14 protein-coding genes are annotated in these 15938 nt (G+C 66.3%); 3 read left to right on the top strand and 11 right to left on the bottom strand.

What is annotated here, in order from left to right; translation table 11 throughout:
- Nucleotides 1–204 precede the first annotated feature (204 nt).
- Nucleotides 205–1242, top strand: a complete 1038-nt coding sequence (locus ACQR1D_RS04675; protein ID WP_434838056.1) for a zinc-dependent alcohol dehydrogenase family protein — start codon at nt 205–207, stop codon at nt 1240–1242.
- A 26-nt stretch (nt 1243–1268) separates the two neighbouring features.
- On the opposite strand, the gene glgA is transcribed toward ACQR1D_RS04675, so the two are convergent.
- From glgA to ACQR1D_RS04625, 10 genes are all read right to left on the bottom strand, one after another.
- Nucleotides 1269–2735 carry a glycogen synthase GlgA gene (gene glgA / locus ACQR1D_RS04670; protein WP_434838057.1) on the bottom strand — a complete coding sequence of 489 codons (1467 nt, stop codon included), beginning with the start codon at nt 2733–2735 and terminating at the stop codon, nt 1269–1271.
- Entirely contained in the window at nt 2732–3997 is a 1266-nt protein-coding gene (glgC, locus tag ACQR1D_RS04665) for a glucose-1-phosphate adenylyltransferase (RefSeq protein ID WP_434838058.1), read from the bottom strand. Before glgC ends, glgA begins: the two co-directional genes overlap by 4 nt.
- Before the next feature lie 144 nt (nt 3998–4141).
- Nucleotides 4142–5089 (bottom strand): carbohydrate kinase family protein, encoded by a 948-nt coding sequence (locus ACQR1D_RS04660; RefSeq protein WP_434838205.1) that lies wholly within the window; start codon nt 5087–5089, stop codon nt 4142–4144.
- Between the two features lie 2 nt (nt 5090–5091).
- On the bottom strand, nt 5092–6738 hold the full coding sequence (locus tag ACQR1D_RS04655; RefSeq protein ID WP_434838059.1) for an FGGY-family carbohydrate kinase: 1647 nt from the start codon (nt 6736–6738) through the stop codon (nt 5092–5094).
- A gap of 28 nt (nt 6739–6766) precedes the next feature.
- Nucleotides 6767–7540, bottom strand: coding sequence for an SDR family NAD(P)-dependent oxidoreductase (locus tag ACQR1D_RS04650; protein WP_434838060.1), 774 nt, complete (start codon nt 7538–7540; stop codon nt 6767–6769).
- Nucleotides 7541–7587: 47 nt separating this feature from the next.
- Nucleotides 7588–8595, bottom strand: a complete 1008-nt coding sequence (locus ACQR1D_RS04645) for an ABC transporter ATP-binding protein (protein ID WP_316237196.1) — start codon at nt 8593–8595, stop codon at nt 7588–7590.
- A 15-nt stretch (nt 8596–8610) separates the two neighbouring features.
- Nucleotides 8611–9441 carry a carbohydrate ABC transporter permease gene (locus ACQR1D_RS04640; protein WP_315804651.1) on the bottom strand — a complete coding sequence of 277 codons (831 nt, stop codon included), beginning with the start codon at nt 9439–9441 and terminating at the stop codon, nt 8611–8613.
- Between the two features lie 4 nt (nt 9442–9445).
- Nucleotides 9446–10318: a carbohydrate ABC transporter permease gene (locus ACQR1D_RS04635; RefSeq protein WP_315804652.1), complete on the bottom strand. Its 873-nt coding sequence runs from the start codon at nt 10316–10318 to the stop codon at nt 9446–9448.
- 352 nt (nt 10319–10670) lie between these two features.
- Nucleotides 10671–11960 (bottom strand): ABC transporter substrate-binding protein, encoded by a 1290-nt coding sequence (locus tag ACQR1D_RS04630; RefSeq protein ID WP_315804687.1) that lies wholly within the window; start codon nt 11958–11960, stop codon nt 10671–10673.
- A 200-nt stretch (nt 11961–12160) separates the two neighbouring features.
- Nucleotides 12161–13108 carry a sugar-binding transcriptional regulator gene (locus ACQR1D_RS04625; RefSeq protein WP_434847105.1) on the bottom strand — a complete coding sequence of 316 codons (948 nt, stop codon included), beginning with the start codon at nt 13106–13108 and terminating at the stop codon, nt 12161–12163.
- Nucleotides 13109–13394: 286 nt separating this feature from the next.
- On the opposite strand from ACQR1D_RS04625, the gene ACQR1D_RS04620 reads away from it, so the two are divergent.
- Together ACQR1D_RS04620 and ACQR1D_RS04615 are read left to right on the top strand one after the other, a co-directional pair.
- Nucleotides 13395–13718: a hypothetical protein gene (locus ACQR1D_RS04620; protein ID WP_434893786.1), complete on the top strand. Its 324-nt coding sequence runs from the start codon at nt 13395–13397 to the stop codon at nt 13716–13718.
- A 116-nt stretch (nt 13719–13834) separates the two neighbouring features.
- Nucleotides 13835–14245 (top strand): flagellar basal body rod protein FlgC, encoded by a 411-nt coding sequence (locus ACQR1D_RS04615; protein ID WP_316181053.1) that lies wholly within the window; start codon nt 13835–13837, stop codon nt 14243–14245.
- A 24-nt stretch (nt 14246–14269) separates the two neighbouring features.
- Here ACQR1D_RS04615 and aqpZ read toward each other — a convergent pair whose 3' ends face one another.
- Entirely contained in the window at nt 14270–15022 is a 753-nt protein-coding gene (gene aqpZ, locus ACQR1D_RS04610) for an aquaporin Z (protein ID WP_434847104.1), read from the bottom strand.
- Nucleotides 15023–15938 lie beyond the last annotated feature (916 nt).

Genomic DNA, 15938 nt, shown 5'->3' with positions numbered 1-15938 from the left:
GATGCGTCCAGAGCGATGCGCATGTGATCTGAGCCGGGCTGGACTGCATTGGAGGCGCGACGCGCGTCCGCCGTCCGCATTTCGCCCTGGCCACCCGGGACACACGATAGTGATGGGGACTCTGGTCAGGATTGATACGCCTCAACGGCGCGCGACCTCTCTTGCGCCATCCATCCTCCGGGCAGAAACCTGCGGAGGTAAGTCATGAAAGCCCTGGTCTATCATGGTCCCGGCAAGAAATCCCTCGACGAGCGCCCGAAGCCGACCATCATCGAGCCGGGCGACGCGGTGGTCAAAATCCTGAAGACGACGATCTGCGGGACCGACCTTCATATTCTCAAGGGTGACGTGCCGACATGTACGCCGGGCCGCATTCTCGGCCACGAGGGCGTCGGCGTGGTCGACGCGGTCGGCAGCGCCGTGCGCGCGTTCAAGCCGGGTGACCACGTCATCGTCTCCTGCATCTCGGCCTGCGGAACCTGCGACTATTGCCGGCGCGGCATGTACTCGCATTGCCGCCATGGCGGCTGGATCCTCGGCCATAGGATCGACGGCACGCAGGCGGAGTATGTTCGCACGCCTCATGCCGACACCAGCCTCTATCACGTGCCCGCCGACACCGAGGAGGAGGCGCTGGTGATGTTGAGCGACATCCTCCCCACCGGCTTCGAATGCGGCGTCCTCAATGGCAAGGTCGAGCCGGGTTCGACGGTCGCGATCGTTGGCGCCGGTCCGATCGGATTGGCGGCGCTGCTGACGGCACAATTCTATTCGCCGGCCGAAATCATCATGATCGACCTCGACGACAACCGCCTCGAGGTCGCCACCCGTTTCGGCGCCACCAGCGTCGTCAACAACGCCGACGGCAAGGCCGTCGAGAAGGTCATGGCGCTGACGAACGGGCGCGGCGTCGACACAGCGATCGAGGCGGTCGGCATGCCCGCGACGTTCGTGACCTGCGAGGACATCATCGCCCCCGGCGGCGTGATCGCCAATGTCGGCGTGCACGGGGTCAAGGCCGACTTGCATCTGGAGAAGCTGTGGGACCGCAACATCGCGATCACGACGCGGCTGGTCGATACGGTGACGACGCCGATGCTGCTGAAGACGGTGCAGTCGCGCAAGCTCGAACCGAACCGGCTGATCACCCACCGCTTCAGGCTTGATCAGATCCTCGATGCCTACGAGACGTTCGGCGCCGCGGCCAAGACCCATGCGTTGAAGGTTCTCATCGAGACATAGGCGTCCTGACCCGCACGCCGCGGCGCTCAGCCTGCCGGACGCCGCTGCGCGACGATCTGCCGGTAAAGTTCGGCATAACGACCGGCGCGGTGGCGCCAGGAGACGTCGGTCAGCATCGCATTGAGCTGCATGCGGGTCCAATTCGAGGCGTTGCTGCGCGCGGCGTAGAACGCGGCGGCGGCGCGGCGCAGGGTCTGGTCGAGCGCCTCCGCTGTCACGGACGCGCACTTGAACCCGGTTGCGGCGACGCCGGCCTCCGTCTCGTCAATGACGGTGTCGGCGAGACCGCCCACCGCAGTGACGATCGGCAGCGCGCCATAACGCAACGCGCAGAGCTGTGTCAGCCCGCACGGCTCGAACCGCGACGGCACGACCAGCGCATCGCAGCCGGCCTGGACGAGATGCGCCAAGCCCTCGTCGTAGCCGATGACGACGCCGATCTTTCCGGGATCGTTCGCAGCCGCTGCGCGGAACGCGTCGCGCAGCTCGGCCTCGCCGTCGCCGAGCAGCGCCAGCTGGATGCCGCTACTGGTCAAGGTCGGCAGGCAGGACAGCAGCAGGTCGAGCCCCTTCTGCGAGGTCAACCGGCTGACGACGCCGAGCAGGAACGTCTCCGGCGCCACCTGCAGGCCCATGCGCGTCTGCAGCGCGGCCTTGTTGGGCGCCCGCGCCTCGATCCGGTCAATGCCGAAATGCGAGACGATCGCCGGATCGCTGCCGGGATCCCACACCGCCGTGTCGATCCCGTTGAGGATGCCGACGAGGTCGGACGATCGCTGCCGCAGCAGGCCGCCGAGGCCCATGCCGTGCTCGTCGCTCTGGATCTCCCGCGCATAGGTCGGCGACACCGTCGTGATCTTGTCGGCGAACTGCAACCCCGCCTTGAGGAAGCTGATGTCGCCGTAATATTCGAGGCCGTAGATCGAGAACGATTCCGGCGGCAGTCCGAGCGGCGGCAGGAAGTGGCGCGGAAAGCGGCCCTGGAACGCCAGATTGTGCACGGTCATGACCGTGCCCGGATGCGGCCGGTGGCTGTAGAGCAGATAGGCCGGCACCAGCCCGGCCTGCCAATCGTGACCGTGGACGATGTCGGGCACGAAGGCCGGCACCGCGCCGAGCCCGATATAGGAGGCCGCGCGGGCCAGCGCGGCAAAGCGGAACGCATTGTCCGGCCAGTCCTTGCCGTCGGGCCCCAGATAGGGGTTGCCCTCGCGGTCGTAGAGATGCGGCGCATCGAGCACGAACAGATCGAGCGCGCCATGGCTGCCGCCAAGCAGCCTGGCGTTGCCGCCGAAGAAGTTTGGCAGCGAGCTGATCTCGCTGGCCTGCTCCAGCGCGGTCATGACCGCGGGATAGCCGGGAATCAGCGTGCGGACCTCGACGTCCTCGGCCAGCAGCGCCCATGGCAGCGCGCCGACGACGTCGGCGAGGCCGCCTGTCTTGATGATGGGATAGACCTCGGAGGCAACCGACAGAACGCGCAGCGGCGTCATGAATTGAGCCCATCGATCATCGGCTGGGTAATCAAGGTCACGCCGTTCTCCGTGGTCCTGAACCGCTTGGCGTCGAACTCCGGATCCTCGCCGACAACCAGCCCTTCCGGAATCTGCACGCCGCGGTCGACCACGACGTTGGTCAGGCGGGCGTGGCGGGCGACGTTGACGTAGGGCAGCAGCACCGCGTTCTGCACTCTGGCGTAGGAATGCAGGTGCGCGCCGGTGAACAGCAGCGAGCGCTGCACCTGCGCGCCGGAGACGATGCAGCCGCCGGAGACCAGCGAGCAGGTCGCCTCGCCGCGGCGGCCATCCGTGTCGTGAACGAACTTGGCCGGCGGCGTGATCTCGGAATAGGTCCAGAGCGGCCAGGAGCGATCGTAGAGATCGAGCTCGGGCACGACGTCCGTCAGATCCAGATTGGCCGCCCAATAGGCGTCCACCGTTCCAACGTCGCGCCAGTAGCTGCCCTGATCGTGGGCGGCGCGGACACAGGAGCGCGAGAACTGGTGCGCCACGGCGCGGCCGTTCCTGACGATGTAGGGAATGATGTCGCGGCCGAAATCATGGTTGGAATTGGGGTCCGCTGCGTCGCGCTTCAGCTCCTCGAACAGGAATTTGGCGTCGAACACGTAGATGCCCATGCTCGCGAGCGACTTGTCGGGCTTGCCCGGCATCGGCGGCGGATCGGCCGGCTTCTCGATGAAGTCGCGGATCGTGTCGTCCTCATTGATGTGCATGACGCCGAAGCCTGAGGATTCCTCGCGCGGCATCTCCAGGCAGCCGACGGTGACGTCGGCGCGCTGGTCGACATGCTGCTGCAGCATCAGCTCGTAGTCCATCTTGTAGATGTGGTCGCCGGCCAGCACGACGATGTATTTCGTGTTGTAGGTCTCGAGAATGTCGATGTTCTGGTACACGGCGTCGGCCGTGCCGACGTACCACATCGTCTCGGAGACGCGCTGGCTCGCCGGCAGGATGTCGAAGCTCTCGTTGCGCTCGGGGCGGAAGAAATTCCAGCCCATCTGCAGATGGCGGATCAGGCTGTGCGCCTTGTACTGTGTCGCCACGGCGATGCGCCGGATGCCGGAATTGACGGCGTTCGACAGCGCGAAATCGATGATGCGCGACTTGCCGCCGAAATAGACCGCGGGCTTGGCGCGCCGGTCGGTCAGCTCCAGCAGCCGGCTGCCGCGCCCGCCAGCCAACACGAAGGCCAGCGCGTGACGGGACAGCGGCTCGGTCCGTGCGGCGGGTGCCATGGTTCTCCTCCCTGCAACTCGTTGTCGCGTCAAGATTTCCGCGGCCCGGGCAGAGGAGTCTCGCGATCGCGCTTCCTCGTCCGGTACTCACATATGACGGGGGAACAGCCAACCAGTTCCCAATGACGAGTGCAATGGGGAGCTTCAGCCCAGGCGATCCCAGGTTGCAGCCACGTCGTCCCAGCGCGGCGGGTCGGCGCCCTCGCGGGTGCAGGTGACGGCCGCACACGCCCCGGCAAAGGCGAGCGCCTTGCGCAATTCGCCCTGGCTCAATTCCTTCAGGGCCTCCCGGCCGATGCGCCCGAGCTTGCGCAACGCGAACAGGAGCCCCGCCTGGAACGTATCGCCGGCGCCGATCGTATCGACCACCTCGACCGGGGGGACCGCGACTTCGACCGCGCCGGCCTGCGCATGCCAGCCAAGCGCCCCGTTGGGGCCGCGGGTGAGGACGACCAGGCTGGTGCCGCGCGAAAGCAGCGCGTCGGCCCGTGCGGCGTAGTCGTCGTGCCCATGCAGATAGTCGAAATCCACATCCGACATCTTGATCAGATCGGCACTCGCCGCAAACTCATCCATGCCGGCGCGATAGGCGGCCTTGTCGGTCACGAGATTCGGCCGGCAGTTCGGGTCGAAGGAGATCGTCACCGTGCCCTGCGTGGCGGCGATCAGCGCACGGGTCTCCGCGGCACCGAGATCGTGGATCAGCGTGGTCGATCCGACATGGATGGCGTCGATGTCAGCAAAAGGGATGCTGCCGGGTCTGAACGTCCATTTCCGCGCGGCGGTGTCGGCGTCGTAGAAGGCATACTGCGCCTCGCTGCCGACATGGCGCACGAAAGCGAGCGTGGTCTGGTCCGGGCTGCGCGTGGCGTAGCCGAGGTCGACGTTCGAGCCTTGGGCGTGCGCTGCGATCATGCTGCCGAACAGGTCGGTCGAGATGCCGCCGACGAAGCCCGTCGGCGCGCCGAGCCGGGCCACGCCGACGGCGACGTTCAGGCACGAGCCGCCGACCACCGGCCGCAAGGCATCGCGCCCGTCGGGCAATCTGGCCGGGACGAAATCGATCAGCGCATCACCGCAGCTCAGGATCATGGTCATGCCTCCCCGTGGCCCCCATGCATCATGGAACGGCTGTCGCGATCAAGCGTCCGCAGCATGCCGTGGATGCGCCGCTTGCGGCGGTGAAAGGCCGCGATGTTCGGATCGGTCGGATCGCTGAGACGCCCGAGCGAGGACATCGAGGCCATCGTGTCGCCGATCGAGCGGAAGGCGCCGCTGGCGACCGCGCCCAGCATGGCCGCCCCGAGCAGCACCGGCTCCTGGGTGCCCGGCAGCGCCACCGTCAATCCCGTCGTATCGGCCATGATCTGGCGCACCAGCGGGCTGCGCGAGGCGCCGCCCGCCATGACCAGCGTCCGGCTGGTGACACCGTTGGCGGCGAAGGCATCGATGACGTCGGCCAGGCCATAGGCGAGCCCGCACAACCCCGCCACGAACAGCCGCTCCAGCGCCGCGATATCGGCATCGAGATCGAGGCCGGCGATGATGGCGCGCGAGTCTGGGTCAGCATAGGGCGAGCGGTTGCCGAGAAATTCTGGGAGAATGTGGAGATCACGCGCCAGCAGCGCCGCGCTGCCGGCATTCGGCACCCGCGCCATGATCCGCTTTTCGAGCAGGCTGATCAGGTCGAGCCCTTCTGCGCGCGCCGCAGCGGTCGCCTCGACAGAAGCCGGGTGCGAGCGCAGCAGATGGTCGATCGCCGCGCCCGCGGCGGACTGGCCACCCTCGTTGAGCCAGAACCCGGGCACCATGCCTTGATAATAAGGTCCCCATACGCCGGGCACGAAGGACGGCGCCTGCGTCGTCGCCATGATGCAAGCCGAGGTCCCCATGATGTAGGCGAGGCGGTCGCCGACATTCACCTCACCGCCGTCGGCCGCGCGGCCGCCGATGGCGCCGATGCCGCCGGCATGGGCATCGATCAGCGCGGCTCCGACCGGCGTGCCCGGGGCCAGCCCAAGTTCGTCCGCCGCAGCGAGCGACAGCCCGCGGCCGAGCGGCGTGCCGGGTGCCACGATCTCGGTGCCGATCCGCGCGTAGTCGTCTGCGACGAAATCGTCCAGCCCGATGCGCCGGAAATAGGCCGCGCTCCAGCGCGTCTCGTGCGCGAGATAATTCCATTTGCAGGTGACGGTGCACATCGAGCGCGCCAGCGAGCCTGACGCGCGCCAGGTCAGGAAGTCGGCCAGATCGAAGAAGTGGCCGGCGGCGTCGAAGCTCTTGCGGAGATGCCGCTTCAGCCACAAGAGCTTGGGCATCTCCATTTCCGGCGAGATCGAGCCGCCGACATAGCGCAGCACGTCGTCCCCGGTCGCATTGATGTCGCGTGCCTCCGTCAGCGCGCGATGATCCATCCAGACGATGACGTTGCGGCGGGCGTCGCCGGAGCTGCTGACCGTGACCGGCGCGCCCGTGGGATCGAGCGCCACCAGCGAGCAGGTCGCATCGAAGCCGATGCCCCTGATCAGATCCGGCGCGATCCCCGCTTCCGCCAGCGCGGCTTTGACCGACGCGCAGCACGCGCGCCAGATGTCGTCGGACGACTGTTCGACGACATCACCGGCCTCGTGCCAGGTCTGGATCGGATGCCGCGCCGCGGCAAGCAGCCGGCCGTGACCGTCGAAAATCCCGGCGCGCGTACTGGTTGTGCCGACGTCGACACCGATGAACGCCTGCCGCATGTTTCGCTCCCGTCAATTTGACGAGAGCTTACCAGCAAGTGTAGCCGCCATCGACAACGACGACGCTGCCGGTCATCAAACTTGCCGCCTCGGAGGCCAGGAACAGCACCACCGAGGCGATCTCCTCGACCTGACCCATGCGGCCCATTGGGGTTCCGCCGATCCAGGCGTCGTACATGCGCGGATTGCTCTTCACGAAGGCGTTGAGCGGCGTCTCGATATAGGTCGGCGCCACCGCGTTGACGCGGATGCCCCGCGCGCCCCACTCGGCCGCCAGCGACTTGGTCAGATGGTGCACCGCAGCCTTGGAGGCGTTGTAGAAGCACTGCTCCTGCGGCTTGTTGACGATGAATCCGGACATCGAGCCGATATTGACGATGCTGCCGCTCTTGGCTGCCAGCATGTGCTGGCCGAAGGCGCGGCAGCACCAGAAGGTGCCGTTGAGGTTGACATCGAGCACGTTGAGCCAGTGCTCGTCGGTGACGGTCTCGGCCGGTGTCTCGCTGCGCGCGATGCCGGCATTGTTGACGAGGATGTCGACCTTGCCGTAGCGCGCCACCAGATCGTCGGCGACCGCCGCAACCTGCGCCGAATTGGTCACGTCCATCAGCGCGGTCTCGGTGGTGAAGCCCTTGGCCTTCATCGCCGCCTGCGCGTCCGCGGCCGCCTTCGCATCCCGATCGGCGATCACCACATGCGCGCCCGCCTCCGCCAGCGCCTCGACGCAGGCCAGGCCGATGCCCTGCCCGCCGCCGGTGACCAACGCGGTCTTGCCGTTCAGTTTGAATTTTTCGAGATACATCGTCGTGGTCCGTTGTTGTCGTTGACGCCCGGAGGGGACGTCACCTCTCATGCGAAGATCGAATTGCCGCTCTGGTCGAAGCGGTAGATGCGGCTGGGCTCGGGCCGCAGCGTTACAGCGTCGCCGGCACTGAGCCGTTTCTCGCCGACGACGCGCACTGTCAGCGTGCCCAGCGCGCCGGCGTCGACGTAGAGAAAGGTGTCGCTGCCGAGATGCTCGGCGATCACGACCTTGCCGAGCCAGCCCCCGCCGCCCTCATCGACGACCGCGACATGCTCGGGCCGCACGCCGATCGTGGTCGCATGGTGTTTGTCCGCTTCCGCGCCGGTGATGAAGTTCATCTTCGGCGAGCCGATGAAGCCGGCGACGAACAGATTGGCGGGTCGCTGATAGAGCTCGATCGGCGAGCCATATTGCTCGATGCGGCCGGCGTTCAGCACCACGATCTTGTCGGCCATGGTCATGGCCTCGACCTGGTCGTGCGTGACGTAGATCGCCGTGGTCCCGAGCTGCTTCTGCAGCCGCGTCACCTCGAGCCGCATCTGCACCCGCAGCGCGGCATCGAGATTGGATAGCGGCTCGTCGAACAGGAACGCTTTCGGCTCGCGCACGATGGCGCGGCCGATCGCGACGCGCTGGCGCTGGCCGCCGGAGAGCTCGCGCGGCTTGCGGTCGAGATAGGGCGTGAGGTTCAAGGTCGCCGCGGCGGCCTCGACCTTGCTGTTGATCTCGGCCTTTGGCAGCCCGGCCATCTTCAGGCCGAAGGCGATGTTGCCGCGCACGCTCATATGCGGATACAGCGCATAGGACTGGAACACCATCGACAGGCCGCGCTTGGCCGGCGGCACGTCGACGACATTGTTGCCGTCGATCAGGATGCGGCCGCCGGAGACATCTTCCAGCCCTGCGATCAGGCGCAGCAGCGTGGTCTTGCCGCAGCCGGAGGGGCCGACGAACACCACGAAGGCACCGTCGGGAATGTCGAGGTCGGCGCCCTTGATGATGTGGACCGGCCCGAACGATTTCTGCACACCCTCAAGCGTGATCCGTCCCATGATTCAGCCCCTTTATTACTTCACTGCGCCGAAGGTCAGCCCGCGCACGAGCTGCTTCTGGCTGAACCAGCCGATGATCAGGATCGGCGCGATCGCGAGCGTCGAAGCCGCCGACAGCCGCGCCCAGAACAGGCCTTCGGGGCTCGAATAGGAGGCGATGAAGGTCGTCAGCGGCGCCGCCTCCAGGGTCGACAGGTTCAAGGTCCAGAACGCCTCGTTCCAGGCCAGTATCAGGTTGAGCAGCAGGGTCGAGGCGAGGCCCGGGATCGCCATCGGCGTCAGCACGTAGATCAGCTCGCGCCCGATCGTGGCGCCGTCCATTCGCGCTGCCTCGAGAATGTCCTTGGGAATCTCCTTGAAGTAGGTGAACAGCATCCAGATCACGATCGGCAGATTGCCGAGGCACAGGATGAAGACCAGCCCAGTCCGCGTATCGAGCAGCCCCATGTTCTTGTAGATCAGATAGATCGGAACGAGCACGCCGACCGGCGGCATCATCTTGGTCGACAGCATCCAGAGCAGGATGTCCTTGGTGCGCTTGGTCGGCGCAAACGCCATCGACCACGCCGCCGGAATGGCGATCAGCATCGCAATGAGCGTCGAGCCGCCGGCGACGATCAGCGAGTTCAGCGCGTGGTGCAGATAGTCGCTGCGCTCCTGCACGGTGACGTAGTTCTCGGTGGTCCAGTGGAAGAACAGGAACGACGGCGGCGTCGCGAACGCCTCGAGCTCGGTCTTGAAGCTCGCCAGCACCATCCACAGGATCGGGAAGAAGATCACGAAGCCCGCAAGCCAGGCGGCGACGGTGGAGATCGCGACATGACGTCCGGTGACCTTGCGCGCCATGGTGTTACGCCTCGAGGTTACGGCCGACGATGCGGACCAGGAAGAAGGCGACGATGTTGGCGATGACCACCGCGACGAGGCCGCCGGCCGAGGCGGTGCCGACGTCGAACTGGATCAGCGCCTGCGAATAGACCAGGAAGGCGATGTTGGTGGTCTGCAGCCCCGGCCCGCCGCCGGTTGTGACGAAGATCTCGGCAAACACCGTGAGCAGGAAGATGGTCTCGATCAGGATCACCACCGTGATCGGGCGCGCCAGATGCGGCACAGTCAGGTAGATGAAGCGCGACAGCGCGCTGGCGCCGTCCATCTCGGCGGCCTCCTTCTGCTCCTCGTCGAGCGACTGCAGCGCGGTCAGCAGGATGAGCGTGGCGAACGGCAGCCACTGCCAGGCCACGATGAAGATGACCGCGAGCAGCGGCGCGTCGGTGAACCAGTCGACCGGTGTCATTCCGAGCGAGGTCGCGATCCACGCGAACAGGCCGGACACCGGGTGCATCAGCAGGTTCTTCCACACCAGCGCGCTGACCGTCGGCATCACGAAGAACGGCGCGATCACCATCAGGCGGATGATGTTGCGGCCGATCACGGGCTGGTCGAGCAGGATCGCAAGGGGAATGCCGAGGCCGATGGTCAGCAGCAGCACCGAGCCGACCAGCACCAGCGTATTCTGCAGCGAGGCGAGGAAGGCCGGATCGGTGAGGAAGTAGGTGAAGTTCTCGAAGCCGACGAAGCTTTCCGAGCCGGGATCGAGCAGGCTGTAATGCAAGGTCGAGAAGTAGATCGTCAGCGCCAGCGGCACGATCATCCAGATGAACAGCAGAATCACCGCCGGCGACATCAGCGCCCGGGCGAGCAGTTGCGTCTGTCTGGTGGCCATTGCTGCTGTCCGTCTGCTCGATGAACTGCTTGCTCGGTAAAAACCGCCGTCGTTGCGAGCGAAGCGAAGCAATCCAGGGTCGCGGGCGTGACTCTGGATTGCTTCGTCGCTTCGCTCCTCGCAATGACGGAGTCCGGGGCTTCCCGTAGGGTGGGCAAAGGCGCGAAAGCGCCGTGCCCACCATCTTAACCGTTGTCGTGACGCGGTGGGCACGCTTCGCTTTGCCCACCCTACGAATGCTCGCAGGTCCCATCCGCATCGGAGAGAAAATGCGGCCATCCCTGTGGGGAGGGATGGCCGCCAGTGATCAGCTCGGGAGGAGTTTCTTGTCGAGCTGATAGACTTGGCGCGCCTATTTGATGTAGCCGGCGCGTTTCATCTCACGTTCGGTGGCGGACTGTGCCGCCGCGAGCGCCGCATCCACTGTCATCGATCCGGCGAGCGCGGCAGAAAACTGCTGCCCGACCGCGGTGCCGATGCCCTGGAATTCAGGAATGGCGGCGTATTGCACGCCGACATAAGGCACCGGCTTCACCGTCGGATGGTTCGGATCGGCGGCGTCGATCGAAGCCAAGGTCAGCTTGGCGAACGGCGCGACCTTCAGGTACTCCTCGTTCTTGTAGAGCGAGGTGCGCGTCCCCGGCGGCACGTTGGCCCAGCCATCCTTCGAGGCGACGAGCTTGAGATAGTCCTTGCTGGTCGCCCAGGCGATGAACTTCTCCGCCGCCTCGACCTTCTTGGAGCCGGCGGGCACCGCGAGGCTCCAGGCCCACAGCCAGTTGGCGTTCTTGCCGAGGCCGGTGTTCGGCGCCAGCGCGAAGCCGACCTTGTCGGCGACCTTGGACTCCTTCGGATTGGTCACGAACGAGGCCGCCACGGTGGCGTCGATCCACATCGCGCATTTGCCGGAGTTGAACAGCGCGAGGTTCTCGTTGAAGCCGTTGGAGCTGGCGCCGGGAGGGCCGGCCTCCTTCATCAGCTCGACATAGGTCGACAGCGTCTTCTTCCATTCCGGCGTGTTGAATTGCGGCTGCCACTTCTCGTCGAACCAGCGCGCGCCGAACGAGTTCGACATCGCGGTCAGGAACGCCATGTTCTCGCCCCAGCCGGCCTTGCCGCGCAGGCAGACGCCGAACACGCCGGCCTGCTTGTCGGTGAGCTTCTTGGCGGCGTCGATGACGAAGTCCCAGGTCGGGCTCTCCGGCATCTTCAGCCCGGCCTTGTCGAACAAATCGGTGCGATACATCACCATCGAGCTCTCGCCATAGAACGGCGCGGCGTAGAGCTTGCCGTCGACGGACACGGCGTCCTTGATCTTCGGCAGGATGTCGTTGGCATCATAGTCGGCACCGAGCTTGTCGAGCGGCACCAGCCAGTTCTTCTTGGCCCAGATCGGCACCTCGTAGGTGCCGATGGTGAGGATGTCGAACTGGCCGCCCTTGGTGGCGATGTCGGTGGTGACGCGCTGGCGCAGCACGTTCTCTTCCAGGGTCACCCATTTCACGGAGATGTCGGGATTGGCCTTGGTGAATTCGCTGGTGAGGCCCTGCATCCGGATCATGTCGCCGTTGTTGACGGTGGCGATGGTCAGGCTCGTCTCCGCCAGTGCGGGCGTAACTGTCAGCAGCGTGGCGGCGCCCATCAGGGCGGCAAGCGTGCTCGTCCGAGTGAAGATGGTCTTCACGGTCTCCTCCCTTCCCGTGTCTTTTGAATATATGCTCACGGGCTGAGCTGATGTTCACAACACTGGTCGGGCTTTGTCAAGCATGCGCCGGCGCCCACAGGTTGTGCGGCGCGACAGAGATCGGACTTTGATAGAAGGAAGCGCAGCGCCGCGGGCATTCACCCCAGGACGGCGCGCGCCGTGGCCTCGTCGGTGATCAGGCCATTGATGAGACGACCGGTCAGCGCGGCGCGGATCGCCGGGATCTTCGCCGGCCCCAGCGCCGCCGCGATGGTCATGGCGCGGGCCGGCACCTCGGGCGGAATGCTGGTGAGCCGGCGGTTGGTGCCGCCAGCGATCACCTTGCCGCCGGCGTCATAGGCCCAGCCGGTGATCTCGCCGATGGCCCCGAGCCGCATCATCTCGGTGAGCTCGTCGCGGGTGACGAAGCCGTCGACATGCATCTGCGCCTTCTGGTCCATCTGGCCGATGCCGACCAGTTTGAGATCGGCCTTGTCGGCGACCGCCTTGACCTTGGCGATGGCATCCAGCCGGACCATGCGGTCGCGCTCGTCCTCGCTGCCCATCAGGAACGGCAGCGGCATCGGATAATGCCGCGCGCCGGTGCGGTCGGCGAGCCGGCCGACGGTGTCGAAGAAGCTGGCGGAGCCGTCGGCCAGGATGTTGCCGACCAGCGAGACGATCTGGTGCTCGGGACGGTCGACCGGCGAGACGCGCTCGACCGCGGCGCGCACCGCCCGCCCCGTTCCGAGCGCAATGATGACCGGCGTCTCGGCGCGCAAGGTCGTCTCCAGCAGGTTGGCGCAGCGCTCGGCGATCCCCGCGGCGCCCGCCGGGGCGGCCGGATCGGTCGGTACCACCTCGCAATGCACCAGCGCGAACCGCTCCCTGAGCTGCGCCGCGAGCGCCATGCAGGACGCGATCGGGTGTTCGAGTCGGAAGGTGATCAGCCGCTCGGCGAGGCACAGCGACACCAGCCGCTGCGCCGAGGCGCGCGACACCTGCAGCATCCGGGCGATCTCGTCCTGGGTGTGGCCGGCGATGAAATACAGCCAGCCGGCGCGGGCGGCGTCGTCGAGCCGGGATTTTTCGCTGTCGCCTGCCATGACGCAGAGCGGTCTCCTTCTCAGACACGTCGTCCCCCGGCCGAGCAGGGGCACGACGGTGATCGGCCGGCACTATGGCATGGCCGCCACGGCGCCGGGAACCGAAGCCCGCCACCATCCCCAGCCGGACGCGGCCGGGTCATTCGGACCAGATCATATGCCCCGATCATGGGCAATAGCCCAAGCTCGGAAGGTTGCAACCCAAGCCCCGGAACCTCGCTCGCCGCACGACGGCTGCGCATCCGCGAGGGATGCGGCGCCTCGGCCGGCCGCTTAGCTCGGAGGCATGGCCCTCCCTGCTCTCGCCCGCCCCCGCCGCGCCGCCCCGATGTTCGTCTGCCGCAAATGCCTGAAGCGCAGCGATGACCCCAAGGAAATCAGGAAGGCCATCAAGAACGCGCTGAAATCCCCGGACGGCCCCGGCAACGGCGCGGGCGAGAAGCCGGCGCGCATCGTCATGACGAGCTGCTTCGGCCTGTGCCCGAAGCGGGCGGTCGTGGTCACCGGCGGCGTCCGCGCGGCGCGTGGCGAATATGTACTCGTCTCCGCAGCCAAGGACGTGCCCAGCGCCTTGGCGCTGCTGCGCGATGATCCGAACAGGCCGGGTTGAGATCGTGATGGTGAACAGGACCTTACGCCGGACGCTCGAGTCTCATCGGCGGTCTTGACGCTTGCTTGGTGCGCCGCGGGCTTAGCTGACGCATCACGTCACCAGCAAGCGCCGCCATGAGCCCCACCGCCACCATCGCAGTCTCCGGCATGCAGGCCGCCTCGCGCCGGCTCGAGGTGTCCGCCTCGAACATCGCCAATGCCCGGAGCACGGGCGCGCTGCCCAATGCCGACGGCACGCTGCCGGCCGGCGCGCCGAAGGCCTACGACCCGCTCGCGCTGGTGCAGAGCGACGTCGCCGGCGGCGGCACGCAGACGACCATCACCCGGTCGAGCTCGGGCACGTCCGCGAGCTACGATCCCTCCGCGCCATTCGCCAACAAGGACGGCCTGGTCGCCGCGCCCAACGTCGATCTCGCGCAGGAGATGATCAGCCAGCTCGTCGCCAAATACAGCTTTGCCGCGAACGCGAAAGTGCTGAAGGCGAGCGACGAGATGAGCCGCACCGTGATCGACATGAAGGTGTGAGCGCGACCGCGTGGGAAAATCTCGCTAGGCGCTCTTCGCGACCACGCCCTGCCCGGCGCGCTCGCCCGTCACCTCGCCGGCCGGCTCCGGGCTCAGCCAACGATAGATGAAGCCGCCGGCCGCGCCACCGAGCAGCGGCGCCACCCAGAACAGCCAGAGCTGCGCCAGCGCCCAGCCGCCGACGAACAGCGCCGGCCCGGTGCTGCGCGCCGGGTTCACCGAGGTGTTGGTGACGTGGATGCTGATGAGATGAATGAGCGTCAGCGCGAGCCCGATCGCCAGCGGCGCAAATCCGGCCGGCGCCTTGCCATGGGTCGCGCCCATGATGACGAACAGGAACATCATCGTCAGCACGACCTCGCTGAGCAGGCAGGCCCCCAGCCCATATCTGCCGGGCGAATGCTCCGCATAGCCGTTGGCGGCAAAGCCGCCGGCCATGCTGAAGTCCGGCGCGCCGCTGGCGATCGCATACAGCACGGCCGCACCGACGATCGCGCCGACCACCTGCGCGATGACGTAGGGCACGATCAGGCTGCTCGGGAACCGCCCGCCGCACGCCAGCCCCACCGTCACGGCCGGATTGAGATGACAGCCCGAGATGTGCCCGATCGCATAGGCCATCGTCACCACGGTGAGCCCGAACGCCAGCGCCACGCCGAGCATCCCGATCCCGACATCAGGCACCCCGGCCGCGATCACCGCACTGCCGCAACCGCCGAAGGTGAGCCAGAACGTCCCGATCGCCTCCGCCACGAGCTTGTTGTTGTTGCCGTTCATCATCGCCTCCCTGGGTGCGTGTGATTGGCTGGAGCCCCGCTTCTCCCGTCAGCGGAGAAGATGATCACTTCGGCAACCTGGAGTCAAAGCCGGATTCGCGGCGGCCGTGGGATGCCTGAAACGTCGAGTCGGCAATCGTCAGCGTAATTCGTAGGGCGGATGAGCGAAGCGTCATCCGCCGCCGGCTTGCGTTGCTTGCCAACGGTCGCCGCTCATTCCGGGAGGACGCTTGTTCCTGCCGTGAACCCGCTGGATCGCCGAGGAGCTGCTCGTCGAGCTCGCGGCCGACGATCCAACGCCGTCATCGATGATCCCCGCATGGCGGATGACGCTCCATCCGCCCGACGCGCTATCGATCTTGCCGGCACGCCGGCGAGAGCATCGGCACGTTCGCCCACGGCCAATTGTGCCAGCGGCCATCTTCGCCGACGCAAGCGGCGGATGCCGGGGACGGACTCGTTGTCGCGTCCGTGGATGCTTCAAGCGCGGCAAATCGGTGGTCGACATAGGTCGTGGATAGAACTCCGGCGACGGTCACCACCACGACGACCGCAAATCCCTTGGCTGAGTCACTCCAGCGCATGTCATCATCTCCTTGTTCGACGTGCCAGGACCAGGTGGGACGACGTTGACGCCCGATCACGTGGCGGGCTGTGAGAGAGGTCACATCAACATCAAGCCGCTATTTCGGCTCCTGAGTACCGGCCGGCTTGTTCGCGGAGGTGGGCCTCGGTATGCCGGATGCCTCGGCGTTAGTGGAGCGTCACCGCAATCCCTGGCAAGAAAGGCATCCAGCGTCAGGGCTTTCGACTGCGCTTCTTGGTATCTTGCGACAATTCATAGGCTCTCAAAGCTCGCTGCATCAAAAGCAACAATTCTGTTGCAAATGAAACATCGATCTTCGGCCTTTCGCCAT

It is taken from the genome of Bradyrhizobium sp. HKCCYLRH2047, from assembly GCF_051168175.1.
GTDB lineage: Bacteria > Pseudomonadota > Alphaproteobacteria > Rhizobiales > Xanthobacteraceae > Bradyrhizobium.
This window is presented reverse-complemented; position numbering and strand designations above follow the sequence as displayed.